Raw genomic sequence first — 15194 nt, 5'->3', positions numbered from 1 at the left:
ACGCATGAGGCCCCGCTTCCGCTCGGAAGCGGGGCCTCATGCGTTGACGATCAGGCCTCGGCCGGGATCGCGGCGGCCGTGCCGGCCACTGACGCCTCAGGGGACGTCGGTCCGGATCCGACCAGTGAGGACGCCGCGCGCCGTCCAGAATTCTCTCCCGGAGATCCGGCCGCACCCGAGGAGCGTCCCAGCATCCCGTCCGAGTGGTCGGCGACCCATTCGATCAGCGGCAGCATCCGCTCCATCAGATCGCGTCCGAGCGGTGTGAGGCTGTACTCGACGTGAGGAGGCACCGTCGGGAACGACTCGCGATGCACGATCCCGTCGTCTGCCAGGGTGCGCAGCGTCGTCGCGAGCATCTTCTCGCTGATGCCGATGACCTCTCGGCGCAGCTCGCCCCAGCGCCGCGTCCCGTCGGAGAGCGCGGCGAGCACCAGCACCCCCCATTTGCTCATGATGTGGTCGAGGACGACCCGGGTCGAGCATCCGGGTTCGAACGCCATCGGCGTCGACGCCTTGATCTCCGCAAAACTCACCGTCATGTGCGTACCTTACTTCAAAGTGGGTACCCATAGAGCGGAATGTTATGGGCGCATCGGGGGGTTGTTGATCGTGTCACCTACGAAAGGACACCTCATGACCATCCTCGTCACCGGAGCCACCGGCCAGCTCGGTCGCCTGATCGTCGAGAGCCTGCTCGAGCGCGGCGCATCGGCGGACCAGATCATCGCCGGAGCGCGCGATGTCTCGAAGGCCGCCGACCTCGGTGTCCGCGCCGTGCACCTCGACTACACCGATGCCTCCTCGATCGCTGCTGCGCTCGAGGGCGTCGATACGGTCATGCTCGTGTCGGGGTCGGAGGTGGGCCAGCGTGTCGCGCAGCACCGCGCCGTGATCGACGCCGCGGCCGCCGCCGGAGTGGCGAAGTTCGTGTACACCAGCGCCCCCAAGGCCACCACGAGCGATCTCGTGCTCGCCCCCGAGCACAAGGCCACCGAGGAGGCCATCGTCGCCTCCGGCCTGCCCGCCGTGATCCTGCGCAACAACTGGTACACCGAGAACTACCTGGGCGACCTCGCCACGGCCGCCCAGACCGGAGTCCTGTCGGCCGGTGCCGGGGACGGGCGCGTCGCGTCGGCGAGCCGCAAGGACTTCGCGGATGCTGCCGCCGTCGTGCTGCTCGAAGACGGCCACATCGGCGAGGTGTACGAGCTGGCCGGCGACGTCGCCTGGAACTACTCCGACCTCGCTGCCGCGTTCGCGGAGGTCCTCGGCCGCGAAGTGAGCTACGCGCCGCTGAGCTTCGACGAGCAGGTCTCCGCCCTGCGCTCCGTCGGCCTCGACGAAGGCACCGCCGGCTTCGTGGCGACCCTCGACGCGGGCATCCGCGACGGCGCACTCGCCGACACCGACGGTACCCTCGCACGCCTGATCGGTCGCCCCACCACCCCGCTGGTCGAGGGCCTTCGCGCGGGAGCCTGACACCTCGGTTCGTTGCTGAACGGGGACTTCATCCCGTTCAGCAACGGGCTGACCGCATGACCTTCGAGCCCCTCAATGATGAGGCTCTGAGGTGAGCAGCCGGCCATCTTCCGCCACAGAAGTAGCGGCGAGGAGCTCCGAGCCGAACTTCGCTTGAAGAAGCCCCTGCTGGAGGGGCGTTCGGCGGGCCACAGCCCCTGAAAACGGCCGCACTGAGGCTCGAAGAAGACGTGATCATGCAAGGAAAACGTCTGAGGCCCTCGACTCCGAACGGAATCGAGGGCCTCAGGCGTTGATGGCGGAGGATGGGGGATTTGAACCCCCGAGGGCGTGAACCCAACACGCGTTCCAGGCGTGCGCCATAGGCCGCTAGGCGAATCCTCCAGCGCCGACTGCGAGCAGCCAGCTTTTCCATACTAGCCGGTTCTCGGTCGACTTGCTGACACGGGTCACCCGCGGGTCCGAGGATCCGGGCCTCGGGGCGCCCGGGTGTCGCCGCCTCAGCGATCCGCGAGCGGGTGCCGCACCATGCCGGACTCGTCGATCAGATCCTCGTCCTCCTCGGGGTGGGGGTCGCGGCCATCGGCCGCGGCGAACGCGACGGCGGCGACGGCGCACGCGATCGCGATGATGCCGAACGGGTTGCAGAGCGCGATCGACATCTCGTTCGCGCCCGCGCCACCGAGCTCGCCGAAGAGCGTGCGGAACGCGCCGTCCGCGTACTCGGGCGCCGTGAGGCCGAAGGCGATCGCGCACACGGCGGAGAGCGCCAGGGCGACCCGGGTGCGCGGGCGGATCCGGTAGCCGCGGGCGACGGTCTGCGTCATGCGCCGGGCGGTCCAGATCCAGAGCCAGACGAAGGCGAGTCCGAGCGTCGGGCCGAGCCAGACTGCGACGGGCCCGACGAGTCCGAACGACACGCGGGCGAGGGTGATCCACAGGCCCAGGACCAGGGAAAAAACAGTGATCAGGGTGGTGCGCACACGCCCGAGTCAAGCAGATTTCGCATCGCGTCGCCAACAGTGCTATTCTCTAACGGTTGTCATCGCAAGGTGGCCGCGCCCCGATAGCTCAGTGGTAGAGCACTTCCATGGTAAGGAAGGGGTCGCCAGTTCAATCCTGGCTCGGGGCTCTGACTCTCTGGCCCGCATTCGTGCGGGCCAGTTTGGCTGAGTAGCTCAGCTGGTTAGAGCGCACGACTCATAATCGTGAGGTCGCGGGATCGAGCCCCGCCTCAGCTACAGAGAGTCACGAAAAACCCCCGGTTCGGCCGGGGGTTTTCTCGTTTCTGCGCGGTCCGAGCTGCTCCCGCGCCGGGCCGTCGCGCTCGCTTCAAGTCCGTCTGCCGCGCTACACCCGCTTCGCGAAGGTGACCGCGCGATCCTCGGCGCGGAATCCGAGGCGTTCGTACATGCCGAGCGCTCCGCTGGGGTTCTCGGCGTCGACGTTGAGCATGGCCCGGTCGAGTCCGGCGCCGCGGTACGCCCGCAGCGTGTCCGCGATCAGTGCCGTGGAGAGTCCGCGGCCGCGCCAATCGCGCACCACCCCGATCATGCCGAGCTCGCCGAACGGGCCGCCGTTCGCCGCCCACGCGTCGCGGTCGACGTCGCTGAGCGCGAAACCGACGACCCGGCTCGGGTCGGAGAGCGTGCCGCCTCCGGCGATCGCGAGGCGGGACAGCTTCGGCGCGAACGCCGAGGCCCGTCCGCCCGCCTCCCATTCCCGGCGCGTGATCGGCTGCGTCCCCCAGTGGTCACGGAACGCGTCGTTCACCGCCGCCCGGGTCGCTTCCGAGCGGCGGGCGGTGAAGGGGACGAGTGCGATGCCCGCGGGCAGGGCGGTGGCCGGGAGTTCGGCGGACAGCGGGCGCCAGAGCTCGAGCCACCAGCGCGCCGGCGCGAAACCCGCCGATGCGTACAGCGCCTGGTTCTGCGGGTTCTCCTCGCGGCTCGCGACGGTGATGATGGCGGGCAGGTCTCCGCCGGTCTCGGTGAGGATCTGGCGGGCGCGGGCCTCCTGCCAGGAGAGCAGCGCACGGCCGATGCCGAGCCCGCGGTGGTCGGGGCGCACCGTGCCCTCGAGCGCCACCTCGACCTCGGTCGTCGGATCCTCGGTGTGTTTGGCGGTCCCGAATGCGATGGCCATGCCGTCGGGACCGAGCGCGATCATCGAGTCGGTCCGACGGCTGAAGTGCGCTCCCGAGAGGCCGATGGCGATCTGGTCCTTCGCGAACCGGGTGCGCGGGTGGTCGACCCGGCCGGCCTCGGCCACGAGCGCGTGGATGCGCCGGATGTCGGTGCGGCGTGCGCGCCGCCAGGTGAGCGGCGTCAGACCGGCGAAGGCCGGGAGCACCGGAAGCGCGGCGGGGGCATCCGCGCGAGCGGCGAGCGGCGTACGGGCGGCGGCGGGCTCGGGCGAGTGCGCGTGCATGCGCTCCTCCTTCGGGGGTCGGGTTGGGCCGGCGGCGCAAAATATCTAGAAAACAACGATCGGAGTCTGTCTGATAGATCGGCCTGTGGATTGGCTGGGGTGGTCGCCGAGTCGCGTCCCTGTGAAAAGTTTTGACGAAAACCAAAATATGCTGCACACTTCTTTGATGAAAACCAAATCAACGAAGGGGCAATGATGCGCTTTCCTCGAAGGCTGATCGCCGCGGCGCTCGCGCTGAGCGCGCTGCTGGCCGCCAGCGGCTGCAGCGCGCCCGCGGGAACCGGTGAGCGGGTGCTCCGGATCGCGCGTGCCGAGTCGTTCGACGGCTGGGATCCCGACAAGGCCTCGGCGTACGCCAGCTACCAGACGCTGCAGGCCGTGCTCGAACCCATGCTGCGGCTGAACCCGGACGGCGTCTCGATCGACCCGGGCATCGCGATCCGCTGGGAGAGCGATCCGGCGAAGCGTCGTTGGACCTTCACCCTGCGGGACGACGTGCGGTTCAGCGACGGATCCCCGCTCACCTCGGCCGACGTCGCCTTCTCGGTGCAGCAGTGGAAGGCCGGCCCGAACTACGGCGGGATGTACGCGCAGATCGCGCGCGTCGAGACCCCCGATGCCCGCACGGTGCGCTTCGACCTGAGCAGTCCCGACGCGTCGTTCCCGGTGTTCATGACCTGGTCCTCGTCCGCGATCTATCCGAAGGGCTTCGGCGGGCGCACCGCCCGGCAGTTCTTCGCGAAGCCGGTGGGCGCTGGGCCGTTCGAAGTGGATCGCTGGTCGCCGGGCGGTCGGATCGTGCTGACCCGCAGCCCGCACTACTACCTGCCCGGTCGGCCCCACGTCGATCGCGTGGTGATCGACGTGTTCGAGGAGGATGCCGAGACCATGTTCGAAGCCGGGCAGCTCGACATCGTCGAGTACGTCTCGCCGCTCGAGGCCTCGCGCTTCGGCGATGAGCTGCGCACGCTCGCGCCCAGCCAGGTCGAGCACCTGAGCCTCAACCGCGCGAGCCGGGGCCTCGGGGACCGGCGCGTGCGCGAGGCCCTCGCGCACGCGATCGACTCCGACGCGATCCGGATCGGCGCCTTCCGGGGCAAGGCCTCGGCGCCGTCGGGGATCCTGCCGCCGAGTCTGCCGGGAGTCGTGCCGCCGACCGTGCCGATGCCGAAGCACGATCCCGCACTCGCGCGCGAGCTGCTGCGGAAGGCCGGGGCGAAGGACCTGTCGTACGAGGTCATCTACGACGCGTCCAACAGCACCGATGTGCTGATCGCGCAGATCCTGCAGGCCGGGTTCGAGCAGGTCGGCGTGCGGCTCAAGCTCAGCGGGCTCGAAACGGGGACCTTCATCGATCGTGCATACGGGCACGACGCCGACATGGTGCTCTGGTCGTTCGGCGCGGTCTCGCCCGACGTGGTCGATCCGATGAGCTGGTTCACGGGGACGTCCTGGCTGTTCTCGGGCCTCGACACGGGCCCGCTGCTCGGCCGGATCGACGAGTATCGGCGGACGGCCGATCCGGCGGAGCGGGAGCGCATCGTCGCGGCCGTGCAGGACGCGGCCGTGGAGGAGCTGCCGGCGATCAACCTGGCCCAGTACAGCGTGCAGCACGCGGTGAAGTCGAACGTCTCGGGCTTCGCGCCGACGCCGTGGGGCATGTATGCGCTGGACACGATCGAGGTGGGGCGCAGATGAACCGGTTCGCCTTCGTCGGGCGGCGGCTGATCTTCGCGGTGCCGCTGCTCGTCGCCATCGTCCTCCTCGTCTTCCTGATCCTGCAGATCACGCCCGGCGACCCCGCGCGCCAGGTCGTCGGCCTCCGGGCCTCGGCTGAGGACGTCGCGCGGGTGCGCACCGAGATGGGGCTCGACCGGCCCGTCCTGGTGCAGTTCCTCGACTACCTCTTCGGGGTGGCGCGCGGCGATCTCGGCATGTCGTTCAAGTCGGGCGAACCCGTCGCGGGCATGATCGCGGACCGTTTCCCCGTCACCGCGGGGCTCCTCGGCCTCGGGCTCCTCATCTCGCTCCTCGTGTCGATCCCCGTCGCGATCCTCACCTCCCGCCGTCGCGGCGGGGCCGCCCGGGCGGTCGTGTCGACCCTCGAGATAGGCGGCCTCGCGCTGCCCTCCTTCTGGATCGGCATCGTGCTCGTGCTCGTGATCGCGCTGCCCACCGGGTGGTTCCCCGCCGGGGGCATCGGCGAGACCCCGGGGGATCATCTCCGCTCGCTGATCCTGCCGGCGGTCACCCTGGCGATCACGGTGGCGCCGCTGCAGATCCGCAGCCTGCGCGAGAGCATCCTCGAGACCCGAGAGCGCGACTTCGTCACGCTCGCGCGCACCCTCGGCGTCAGCCGATCCCGCACCATGCGGCACTTCGTGCTCCGCAACGCCGCGGCGCCGAGCGTTTCGCTGTTCGCGCTCAACATCGGGTTCCTGCTCTTCGACGCCGTCGTGATCGAGAGCACCTTCGCCCTGCCGGGCGTGGGGCAGGGGATCGTGCTCGCCGCGAAGCAGCGGGACATCCCGGCGATCCAGGGCTACACCCTGCTGTTCGCCGTCATCGTGGTGCTCGTCTATCTCATCGCCGACGTCGTCAACGCCGCGCTCGATCCCCGCGTGAAGGTGGAATCCTGATGTCCGAACCCACACGTCCGACCAGCGTCTTCCCGCGCACCGAGGCGCTGACGACCGCGATGCCCGCGAAACCGGGCGAGCGAGCCGTGCGGCACCGGCTGAATCCGGGACTGCTCATCGGCGGCTCGATCGTCGCCCTATTCGTCCTCGTCGCGCTCGCCGCCCCGCTGATCGCGCCGCACGGCCCGAACGAGCAGGACGTGCTGAACATCCTCGCGCCGCCGAGCCCTGCGCACTGGCTCGGCACCGACGAGCTCGGGCGCGACGTACTCAGCCGCCTCATCTTCGCGGCGCGGGTGGACCTCGGCATCGGCCTGCTCGGCGCGCTGCTGCCCGCGGTGGCGGGCACCGCGCTGGGCGCGATCGCCGGCTACTTCGGCGGCTGGGCCGACGCGCTCATCATGCGGCTGTCGGACGTGGTGCAGGCGTTCCCGAGCTACATCCTCATCATCGCGCTCGTGTTCGTCTTCGGGCAGGGACCGGTGTCGATCCTGATCTCGTTCACCCTCGTCTCGTGGGTGGCGTACGCCCGGCTGGTGCGCACCGAGGTGCTGCGGGTGCGCGAGCAGGACTTCGTGCAGGCGGCCCGGGTCGCGGGCCTCGGCGACCGCCGGGTGCTCTGGCGGCACGTGCTGCCGAACTCGCTGCAGCAGGCCGTGCTCTATCTGCCGGCCGACATCATCGGGGCGACCCTCGGCCTCGCCGCGCTGTCGTTCCTGGGGCTCGGCGTCGAGCCGCCCACCGCCGAGTGGGGCGCCATGATCGCCCAGGGCAAGCCCTACCTGCGGGAGCAGTGGTGGCTCGCCACCGTGCCCGGCCTCGCCGTCTTCGTGTTCGGCGTCGGCCTCTCCCTCGCTGCCGAGGGCCTGAACTCGAGGAGGACCCGATGACCGCCGTCGTGCGCACCGAACCCGCAGCCCCGACCGTGCTCGACGCGCGGAGGCTCTCCGTCCGCCTTGCGCTCGAATCCGGCACCATCGTTCCGGTGCGCGGGATCGACCTGCGGGTGCGCCGCGGCGAGGCGCTCGGACTCGTCGGCGAGTCCGGCAGCGGCAAGAGCCTCACCATGCGCGCCCTGCTCGACGTGCTGCCGGAGGGCGGGAGCCGAGGCGGAACCGTCGCGCTCGAGACCGTCGCCGCCGATGGATCGCGCGTCCCGGCGCGCGCCGCGCTCGTCTTCCAGGAGCCGCTCTCGGCGCTGAACCCGACGATGCGGGTCGGCGACGCCATCGCGGAGGCCGCGCGGGCCCGGGGAGTGCGACCGCGCGCGGCCCGGGCGCTCGCGGTGGACTTGCTCGCGCAGGTCGGCGTCCCCGAGCCGGAGCAGCGGGCGCGGGACTGGCCGCACGAGCTCTCGGGCGGGCTCCGGCAGCGCGTCATGATCGCCGTCGCGCTCGCCGCCGAGCCCGACGTGCTGTTCTGCGACGAGCCGACCACGGCGCTCGATGTCACCGTGCAGGCGCAGATCCTCGCCCTGCTCGACCGGTTGCGGCGCGAGCGCGGTCTCGCGCTCGTCTTCGTCTCGCACGATCTGAGTGTCGTCGCGCAGCTGTGCGATCGGGTAGCGGTCATGTACGCGGGCGAGATCGTCGAACAGGGTCCGCTCGGCGAGATCCTCGCCGGACCCGCGCACCCCTACACGGCGGCGTTGCTCGCGGCGGCGCCCGCGCTCGACCACCGGCAGGATCGCCTGCTGCCCATCCCCGGGACGCCGCCCGATCCGCGGGCGTTCCCCGACGGCTGCCGCTTCGCCGCGCGCTGCCGGTTCGCCGACGACGCCTGCCGCTCGGCCCGGACCGAGCTGCGCGCCGTCGGGGCTGACCGAACGACCGCATGCATCCGGCCCGGAGCCGGGGAAGGAGTGTTCTCGTGATCGCACTGCTCGAGACCCGCGCGCTGCGCAAGAGCTATCCGGTCCCCGCCGGCCTGTTCCGCCGGACCGAGCGCGAGGCGCTGCGGGGCGCCGAGCTGCGCATCGAGCGCGGGGAGGCCGTCGGGATCGTGGGGGAGTCCGGCTGCGGCAAATCGACCCTGGCGAAGCTCCTCGTCGGGCTGGTGCCGCCCACGAGCGGCGAGATCCTGCTCGACGGTGAGCCGATGCCCGCGCGGCGGCCGACATCGCTGCAGCGACGGATCCAGATGGTGTTCCAGGATCCGTCCTCGTCGCTCAACCCGCGGCGCACGGTGCGCCAGACCCTCGCGGAGCTCCTGGCTGTGCACCGGATCGTGCCGGCGGATCGGCGCGAGGGGCGGGTGCTCGAACTGCTCGACGCGGTCGGCCTGCCGCGCGAGCTCGCCGACGCGGTGCCGGGTCGCCTGTCGGGCGGGCAGAAGCAGCGCGTCGGGATCGCGCGGGCGCTCGCGCTGGAACCCGAGATCCTCATCGCGGACGAATCCGTAGCCGCGCTCGACGTCTCGGTGCAGGCCTCGATCCTGACCCTGCTGCGGGACTTGCGGGAGGAGCTCGGGCTGACCCTGCTGTTCATCACGCACGACCTCGCGGTGGTGCGGCAGGTGAGCGACCGGCTCGTGATCATGAGCGCCGGCGAGATCGTCGAGGAGAGCGGGACGGAGGCGTTCTTCGCGGGGCCCCGGCACGCGTATTCGCGCCGGTTGCTCGAGTCGGCCCCGAGGCTCCCCGCCGTGTGACGGCGGGTGGCGGGGCGTCGGGCGCGGATCGGTATTGTGGAGCCGTGGGAGCACGGGAGACGAATCGGGAGAGCCGCGAGCGCGCGCTGCTCGAAGCGGCCATCGAGTCCTTCGCCGAACTCGGTTTCTCGGAGGTCCGCCTGTCGGACATCGCGAAGCGCGCGGGCATGACCGCCGGCCATCTGAGCTACTACTTCCCCTCGAAGTCGGAGCTGCTGCGGCGCGCGATCGAGATGAGCGAGCGCCGGCTCATCGAGGACGCCCGCGCGGCGCTCGCGCGCCTGGAGCGCCCCGAGGATCGCCTGCGCACGCTGATCGACCTGTCGCTCGCCGACCGGGTGCGGGATCCGGGCTGGCTGCTCTGGTTCCAGGTCTGGGCCGGTGCCGCGCTGCACCCCGAGATCACCGAGTCGCACCACGCGCTCGACGGCGAGTGGCGTGCGCTGCTGCGCCAGGTGATCGACGAGGGCATCGCCGCGGGCAGTTTCCGCGCCGAGGACCCCGACGCGACTGCGGCCGCGATCGCGAGCATGCTCGACGGGCTCTCCATCCAGCTCGTGCTGGAGGCGCCCGGGTACGGCCCCGAGCGCATCCGGGCTATCGCCGACGCGGCGGTCGCCGCACTGCTCGGCCTGCGCGACGCCTGATCCCTGCGGCTCCCGGCCGTTCCCGACGGTTCCTGGCGGCCTTCTTCCGCCGGATATCCAACTTCTTCCGGATCCTCCCCGCGGCATCGTCCGGCCCCCGCTCGATATCCGGTGCTCGGCGAGCGATCGGGGCTTGCGCAATATTTGGTTTTCAGCAAAACTTTGTTGAGAACCAAATTTTGGAGTGATGATGACCGAGATCCAGAGCACCCCGGCCGCGGCCGGATTCGCCATGCCCGCCGAGTGGGAACCGCACGACGGCTGCATCATGGTGTGGCCGTTCCGAAAGCAGCTGTGGGGATCGCAGCTCGCCGCCGCGAAGCGCGACTACGCGGCGGTCGCGAACGCCGTCGCGCGGTTCGAACCCGTGTTCATGGTGTGCCCGCCCGGGCTCGCCGACGAGGTGCGCGCCGCCTGCGGCCCCGGGGTCGAACCCATCGAAGTGCCCGTCGACGACTCGTGGGCCCGCGACAGCGGCCCGATCTTCCTCCGCAATGACGAGACCGGCGAGTTCGCCGTGATGGACTTCCGCTTCAATGCCTGGGGCGAGCGCTGGCCGCACGCGGAGGACGCGCAGCTCGCGGTGCGCCTCGCCGACCACTTCGGCCTGCCGCACTTCCGCACCTCGTTCGTGCTCGAGGGCGGTGCGTTCTTCGTCGACGGCGAGGGCACGGTCTACGTCACCGAGCAGTGCCTGCTGAACCCGAACCGCAACCCCGAGCTGAACCGGGAACAGATCGAGCAGGAACTGCGCGCGGGCCTCGGGGCCGAACGCGTCGTCTGGCTGCCCTACGGGCACGCGCTCGACACGGGCCCCGCCGGCACCGACGGGCACATCGACGGCGTCGCCCAGCTCGTCGGTCCCGGCCGGATCCTGCTCGAAGTGCCGAGCGATCCGGCATCCACCGAGTACGAGCGATCGCGCGCCAACCTCGCGGCGCTCGCCGCCGGGCCGGACGCGCGCGGGCGCCGGATCGAGGTGCTCGAGGTCGACGTCCCCGCCGAGGGGCAGGTGGCCTACGCCAACCACTACCTCGCGAACGGCGCCGTGATCGTCCCCATCGGCGAGGACGAGCACGATGCCGGCATGCTCGCGGTACTGCAGCGCATCTACCCCGATCGGGAGATCGTGGGCGTTCCCGGCCGCACCATCGGGTACGGTGGCGGCGGTCCGCACTGCATCACGCAGCAGATCCCGGCCGGGATCCTCTCGCCGCGCGGCTGAACCCGAGCGTCCCGCAGGCCGCCCCGGCGAACAGCAGGGCGATCACCCAGGGGGCGGCGTCCAGCGGCTCCGAACCGGTGGCGGCGAGCTCGGTCGGGTCGGCCCCGGCACCGGTGGCCGGCGGCGTCCGGGTCGGATCCGTGCCGGTGCCGTCCGTCGGCGCGGACGGCACCGTCACGGTGTCGTCCGCGACCTCGGCGTCGGCTTCCTGCCCCGACGGGGTCTCGCCCTCGGTCGTACCGCTGATCGTGATCTCTCCGGCCGAACCGCCGGCGTGCTTCGCGGTGACGGTGTAGGCGATGCGGGCCCGCTGACCGGGCTCCAGGTCGCCGGACCACTCGACGGCCCCGCCCACCACGCGCACCGTTCCCCGATCGGCGGTCGCCGCGTCGATCGAGACCGCGGCACGGTCGGCGGTGACCCGCTCGACCGCGGTCGCGTGCAGGGGAGTGTTCCCCGAATTGGTGACGGCGAGGTCGACCCGGGCGACCGCGCGCGACGGCGAGGACTCGGTCGCGACCGTGCGGACCGCGCCGAGGGACGGCTTCGCCGCCGCGGCGGACCCGTCGGCGCCCGAGGAGACGAAGTACGCCAGGCTCGAGCTTCCGTTCGAGGCGCCCCCGCTCTGCGCGTGCGCGAGCACGGAACTCGTGTCGACCTGCGAGCCCGTCGCATAGATCAAGCGCGCCCCCTTGGGGAGCGTCTCGCCGGGGGCCTCGAAGAGGGAGGGGCCCGGGGAATCGAGCGAGAACAGCTGCTCGATCACATAGAAGCCGTCGCGCGGGGCCGGCACCGTGACGCCCATCGTGACGGTGCCGGGCGCCTGGCCCTCGGCCGCGACGGAGTACGCCGAGGCCGGCACGGCCGCCGCAGGATCACCGAGCGCGCCCGAGGTGCTCGGCAGTTCGTCGAAGGCGAAGAGCCGCGTCGTCCCCGGGACCGGGCGCAGCGTTCCGGGCCAGGAATCGGCCCCGCGCGCCCCGATCCACTGGCCGCCCTCGGCCGCGTTGGCCGCGTGACCGGCTACGGCGCCGCGGACCCGGAGTCGTGCGCCCTCGCCGTTCGGGCCGGGCACCCAGGTGGAGGAGATATTGCCCATGGTCCACGACATCGCACCGTAGCTCAGCGATAGCGGGAAGACGGAGGATCCGCTGCGCGCCTCACCGGTGAACGAACCCCCGGCAGCCCCGACGTCGTCGAGGTTGGCGAAGAGCGCGATGCGGGCCCGGAGGTCCTTCTTCGAGGCGACTCCCGGCGCGAACGCGAAGCGAACGGTGCGGCCGTCGGCGTCGACGCGGTAGTCGGCGATCGTCTCGCCCGCCCCGTCCGTCACGGTTCCGGGATCCGCGACGGCGATGAGGTGCTCCGGCAGCGCGAGCGAGAAGCGCGCGCCCGGCTGCGCGTACTCGGTCTCGATCCGGATCACCAGCGCGAACGAGGGGGCGAAGCTCGACGGCCAGCTCTGCTCGCCGGGAAGGTAGGGCTGCAGCGCGACCTCGGAGATGGGCGATGCGGTGGTCGCGGCGGGCGCCGCGGGTGCCGCGGGTGCCGCGGGTGCCGGATCGGCGACGGCGGCCTGCGCCGGGAGCATCGGGATCCCGAGGATCAGCGCTCCGGCGAGCAGGGCCGCTACGGCGGAACGGAAACGGGAAAGTGCCACGGGAATCCTCCGGGTCGGGTCCGGGGCCGTCCCCCACGCGGCGGCCCGCAACCGAGCCCACCCTACCCGCGGGGTGGGCCCTCGCGCGGGTCGGTGTCGGTGGCCGGGGGTAGGGTCGTGCCCGTCCCGATACTTCGATCGCAGAGGAGCCGCCATGGTCGCACGCACGCGCAGGGTCGATCCCACGCCCCGCCTCGATCCGGTGCGACTCGACGAGCTCCGCGACGGCGATCCCGAGGCGATCGGGCCGCGCCGCGTGTTCGAGGGCGAGCGCTTCGCGGGCGGCGACCTCTCGGGTCGCGCCGCCGCCGGGCTCACCCTGATGGAGTGCGAACTGCTCGACCTGCGGGCCCACGACACCGACCTGCAGGGCTCCCGGTTCGTCGAGACCCGCTTCGAGCGCCTCGACGCGCCGAACCTCAAGGCCCGACGCACCACCTGGAAGGACGTCGAGATCCTCTCCTCGCGCATCGGCGCGGCGGAGCTGTACGACTCCGGGCTGCACCAGGTGCTCTTCGAGGGATCGAAGCTGGGGTGGGTCAACCTGCGCGCCTCCGAGCTGCGCGATGTGCTGTTCCGCGGCTGCCACATCGAAGAGCTCGACCTCGGCGGCGCGCGCATCACCCGCATGGCGTTCGAGGGGTGCACGGTCGGCAAGCTCGTGCTCACGGGCGTGCGATCCGAAGGACTCGACCTGCGCGGCCTCGAGTTCTCGAGCATCGAGGGTCTCGAAGGCCTGCGCGGCGCGATCGTCTCCGAGATGCAGGCCATCGACCTCGCCCCGATCTTCGCCGCGCACTTCGGCATGGAGATCCGCGCGAGCTGACCCGACGGCTCCACGAGATAATCGTCTCCGTGTTCTTCCTCCCCGTCGGTGCCGTCCTGCTGAACGTCTACGCCCTGATCCTCGTGCTCGCTCGAGCCTGGGTGTACCGCACGCCGCTGTACCGGCCGATGCTCTGGAACATCCTGCTCTCGGTCCTGCCCGTCTTCATCCTCGGCATCGGCGGACTGTTCGGCTTCGCGCTGCTCGCCGCGGCTCCCGCGGTCGGACTCGCGGTGCTCGCCGTCACGGCGATCCTCTGGCTGCTCATGCTGCCGAACGCGAGCTACCTCATCACCGAGCTCAACCAGTCGCACCGGCGGGACGACGACCCGGTGCCGCTCTGGTACGACATCATCCTCGTGATCACCCTCGCGATGTCGGGCGTGATCAACACGGTCTTCAACGTGTTCCTCGCGCACATGTTCTTCACGACGAGCGTGTACGGCGACTCGGCGCGCAGCTTCCTGGAACCGGGCGCGCTCGGGGCGGTCGGGGTCGTCATGCTGCTGCTCGGGTTCGGCATGTACCTGGGGCGCTACCTGCGCTTCAACTCCTGGGACCTGCGCCACCCCGTCTCGTTCCTGCGCAAGTTCTTCGCGCACTTCCGCACGCGCGACCACATCGCGGCGGCCGCCGGCTTCACCGTGACCTACGCCGTGTTCCTCGCGCTCATCTACTGCGTCGTCGCGGGGCCGATGATCGACGGCTTGCTGTCGATCGAGCGGGTGCGGAGCCTGCTGCAGTAGCCTGCGGTCAGCGCGGGTCGGATGCGGCCCGCTCCACCGGGGAATCGGGAATCGGGGTCGCGATGACGGATCAGGAAGCGCGGGCCACGTCGTTCGGCTCGGTGGCCGAGCTGTACGAGCAGGGGCGCCCCGAATATCCGGCCGCCGCCATCGAGTGGATGCTCGCGCCCGTCCGCGGCACCGCCGCATCGCCGCGGGTGCTCGACGTCGGGGCGGGCACCGGCAAGCTGAGCCGCGGCCTCGTCGCGGCCGGATGCCGGGTCACCGCGATGGACCCCGATGCGCAGATGCTCGAGCAGCTGCGCGACTCGGTGCCCGGGGTCCCGACGGGGATCGGCACCGCCGAATCCCTGCCCTGCGCCGACGCGAGCGCGGACGCCGTCGTGCTCGGGCAGGCCTGGCACTGGGTCGATCCCGTGCTCGCGTCCCGCGAGATCGAGAGGGTGCTGCGTCCGGGCGGTGTGCTGGGCCTCGTCTGGAACCTGCGGGATCCCCGCACGGCGTGGGCGGCCGAGCTCGAAGCGCTGGTGCGGTCGAGCGGGTCGCGCGACACGATGGCCGCGGGCGGTCCCGAACTGGCGCCCCCGTTCGGCGCTCCCGAGCACGCGAGCTGGGCCTGGGAGCATCCGGCGACGTGTGCGACGCTGGGCGGGATGCTGCGCTCCCGCAGCTACTACATCACCGGATCCCCGGTCGAACGCGCGGAGCTCGACGCCGGGCTCGCTCGGATCCTCGACGGGCTCGGCCTGCGCGACGGCGAGTCGATCGGCATGCCCTACGTCACTCACGCGTTCCGCGCGGTCCTGCCCGGGTAGGACGCTCGACGGTCTCGACCTGCCCGGCAGACCGCAGAACGTGCGGCCTCGCGGAGCGCGAGCACCAGCTCCGGA

The 15194-nt window shown here is 71.3% G+C and carries 14 protein-coding genes, 3 tRNA genes and 1 pseudogene; 13 read left to right on the top strand and 5 right to left on the bottom strand.

What is annotated here, in order from left to right; all coding sequences use genetic code 11:
* Nucleotides 1-182 precede the first annotated feature (182 nt).
* A pseudogene (locus XM48_RS08270) lies at nucleotides 183-542 on the bottom strand (winged helix-turn-helix transcriptional regulator); the annotation flags it as partial.
* 94 nt (nucleotides 543-636) lie between these two features.
* On the opposite strand from XM48_RS08270, the gene XM48_RS08265 reads away from it, so the two are divergent.
* Nucleotides 637-1482, top strand: coding sequence for an SDR family oxidoreductase (locus XM48_RS08265; protein WP_046455325.1), 846 nt, complete (start codon nucleotides 637-639; stop codon nucleotides 1480-1482).
* Between the two features lie 296 nt (nucleotides 1483-1778).
* On the opposite strand, the gene XM48_RS08260 is transcribed toward XM48_RS08265, so the two are convergent.
* Together XM48_RS08260 and XM48_RS08255 are read right to left on the bottom strand one after the other, a co-directional pair.
* Nucleotides 1779-1866, bottom strand: a tRNA-Ser gene (locus tag XM48_RS08260).
* A 116-nt stretch (nucleotides 1867-1982) separates the two neighbouring features.
* Nucleotides 1983-2465, bottom strand: a complete 483-nt coding sequence (locus XM48_RS08255) for a hypothetical protein (RefSeq protein WP_231580843.1) — start codon at nucleotides 2463-2465, stop codon at nucleotides 1983-1985.
* 77 nt (nucleotides 2466-2542) lie between these two features.
* On the opposite strand from XM48_RS08255, the gene XM48_RS08250 reads away from it, so the two are divergent.
* Nucleotides 2543-2614: transfer RNA gene (locus XM48_RS08250), tRNA-Thr, on the top strand.
* 35 nt (nucleotides 2615-2649) lie between these two features.
* Nucleotides 2650-2723, top strand: a tRNA-Met gene (locus XM48_RS08245).
* A 109-nt stretch (nucleotides 2724-2832) separates the two neighbouring features.
* On the opposite strand, the gene XM48_RS08240 is transcribed toward XM48_RS08245, so the two are convergent.
* Nucleotides 2833-3912, bottom strand: a complete 1080-nt coding sequence (locus XM48_RS08240; protein ID WP_046455324.1) for a GNAT family N-acetyltransferase — start codon at nucleotides 3910-3912, stop codon at nucleotides 2833-2835.
* Nucleotides 3913-4107: 195 nt separating this feature from the next.
* Here XM48_RS08240 and XM48_RS08235 point away from each other — a divergent pair, with 195 nt between their 5' ends.
* From XM48_RS08235 to XM48_RS08205, 7 genes are all read left to right on the top strand, one after another.
* A complete protein-coding gene (locus tag XM48_RS08235; RefSeq protein WP_197074173.1) occupies nucleotides 4108-5610 on the top strand; it encodes an ABC transporter substrate-binding protein in 1503 nt (500 codons plus the stop codon).
* The gene (locus XM48_RS08230) at nucleotides 5607-6551 is read left to right on the top strand and encodes an ABC transporter permease (protein WP_046455322.1); all 945 of its coding nucleotides are present in this window, start codon (nucleotides 5607-5609) and stop codon (nucleotides 6549-6551) included. Before XM48_RS08235 ends, XM48_RS08230 begins: the two co-directional genes overlap by 4 nt.
* Nucleotides 6551-7441, top strand: a complete 891-nt coding sequence (locus XM48_RS08225) for an ABC transporter permease (protein ID WP_052961385.1) — start codon at nucleotides 6551-6553, stop codon at nucleotides 7439-7441. Before XM48_RS08230 ends, XM48_RS08225 begins: the two co-directional genes overlap by 1 nt.
* The gene (locus tag XM48_RS18270) at nucleotides 7438-8424 is read left to right on the top strand and encodes an ABC transporter ATP-binding protein (RefSeq protein WP_052961384.1); all 987 of its coding nucleotides are present in this window, start codon (nucleotides 7438-7440) and stop codon (nucleotides 8422-8424) included. Before XM48_RS08225 ends, XM48_RS18270 begins: the two co-directional genes overlap by 4 nt.
* A complete protein-coding gene (locus tag XM48_RS18265; RefSeq protein ID WP_052961383.1) occupies nucleotides 8421-9200 on the top strand; it encodes an ATP-binding cassette domain-containing protein in 780 nt (259 codons plus the stop codon). The genes XM48_RS18270 and XM48_RS18265 overlap by 4 nt, the downstream gene beginning before the upstream one ends.
* A 44-nt stretch (nucleotides 9201-9244) precedes the next feature.
* On the top strand, nucleotides 9245-9847 hold the full coding sequence (locus tag XM48_RS08210; protein ID WP_052961382.1) for a TetR/AcrR family transcriptional regulator: 603 nt from the start codon (nucleotides 9245-9247) through the stop codon (nucleotides 9845-9847).
* 190 nt (nucleotides 9848-10037) lie between these two features.
* Complete coding sequence (locus tag XM48_RS08205; protein WP_046455320.1) at nucleotides 10038-11072, top strand: agmatine/peptidylarginine deiminase; 1035 nt, start codon at nucleotides 10038-10040, stop codon at nucleotides 11070-11072.
* Here the strand turns inward: XM48_RS08205 and XM48_RS08200 are convergent.
* Complete coding sequence (locus XM48_RS08200) at nucleotides 11029-12732, bottom strand: hypothetical protein (protein WP_046455319.1); 1704 nt, start codon at nucleotides 12730-12732, stop codon at nucleotides 11029-11031. The two genes, XM48_RS08205 and XM48_RS08200, sit on opposite strands and share 44 nt — an antisense overlap.
* Nucleotides 12733-12886: 154 nt before the next feature.
* On the opposite strand from XM48_RS08200, the gene XM48_RS08195 reads away from it, so the two are divergent.
* The 3 genes from XM48_RS08195 to XM48_RS08185 all read left to right on the top strand — a co-directional run bounded on the left by XM48_RS08195 (nucleotide 12887) and on the right by XM48_RS08185 (nucleotide 15119).
* Complete coding sequence (locus XM48_RS08195) at nucleotides 12887-13558, top strand: pentapeptide repeat-containing protein (RefSeq protein WP_046455318.1); 672 nt, start codon at nucleotides 12887-12889, stop codon at nucleotides 13556-13558.
* Between the two features lie 29 nt (nucleotides 13559-13587).
* Nucleotides 13588-14304 (top strand): DUF1361 domain-containing protein, encoded by a 717-nt coding sequence (locus tag XM48_RS08190; protein WP_052961381.1) that lies wholly within the window; start codon nucleotides 13588-13590, stop codon nucleotides 14302-14304.
* Nucleotides 14305-14366: 62 nt separating this feature from the next.
* The gene (locus tag XM48_RS08185; RefSeq protein ID WP_046455317.1) at nucleotides 14367-15119 is read left to right on the top strand and encodes a class I SAM-dependent methyltransferase; all 753 of its coding nucleotides are present in this window, start codon (nucleotides 14367-14369) and stop codon (nucleotides 15117-15119) included.
* Nucleotides 15120-15194: the final 75 nt, after the last annotated feature.

The organism is Leucobacter sp. Ag1 (assembly GCF_000980875.1).
In the GTDB taxonomy this organism is placed as follows: Bacteria; Actinomycetota; Actinomycetes; order Actinomycetales; family Microbacteriaceae; genus Leucobacter; species Leucobacter iarius.
The sequence above is the reverse complement of the archived record's forward strand: the minus strand, read 5'-3'. Positions and strand labels throughout refer to the sequence as shown.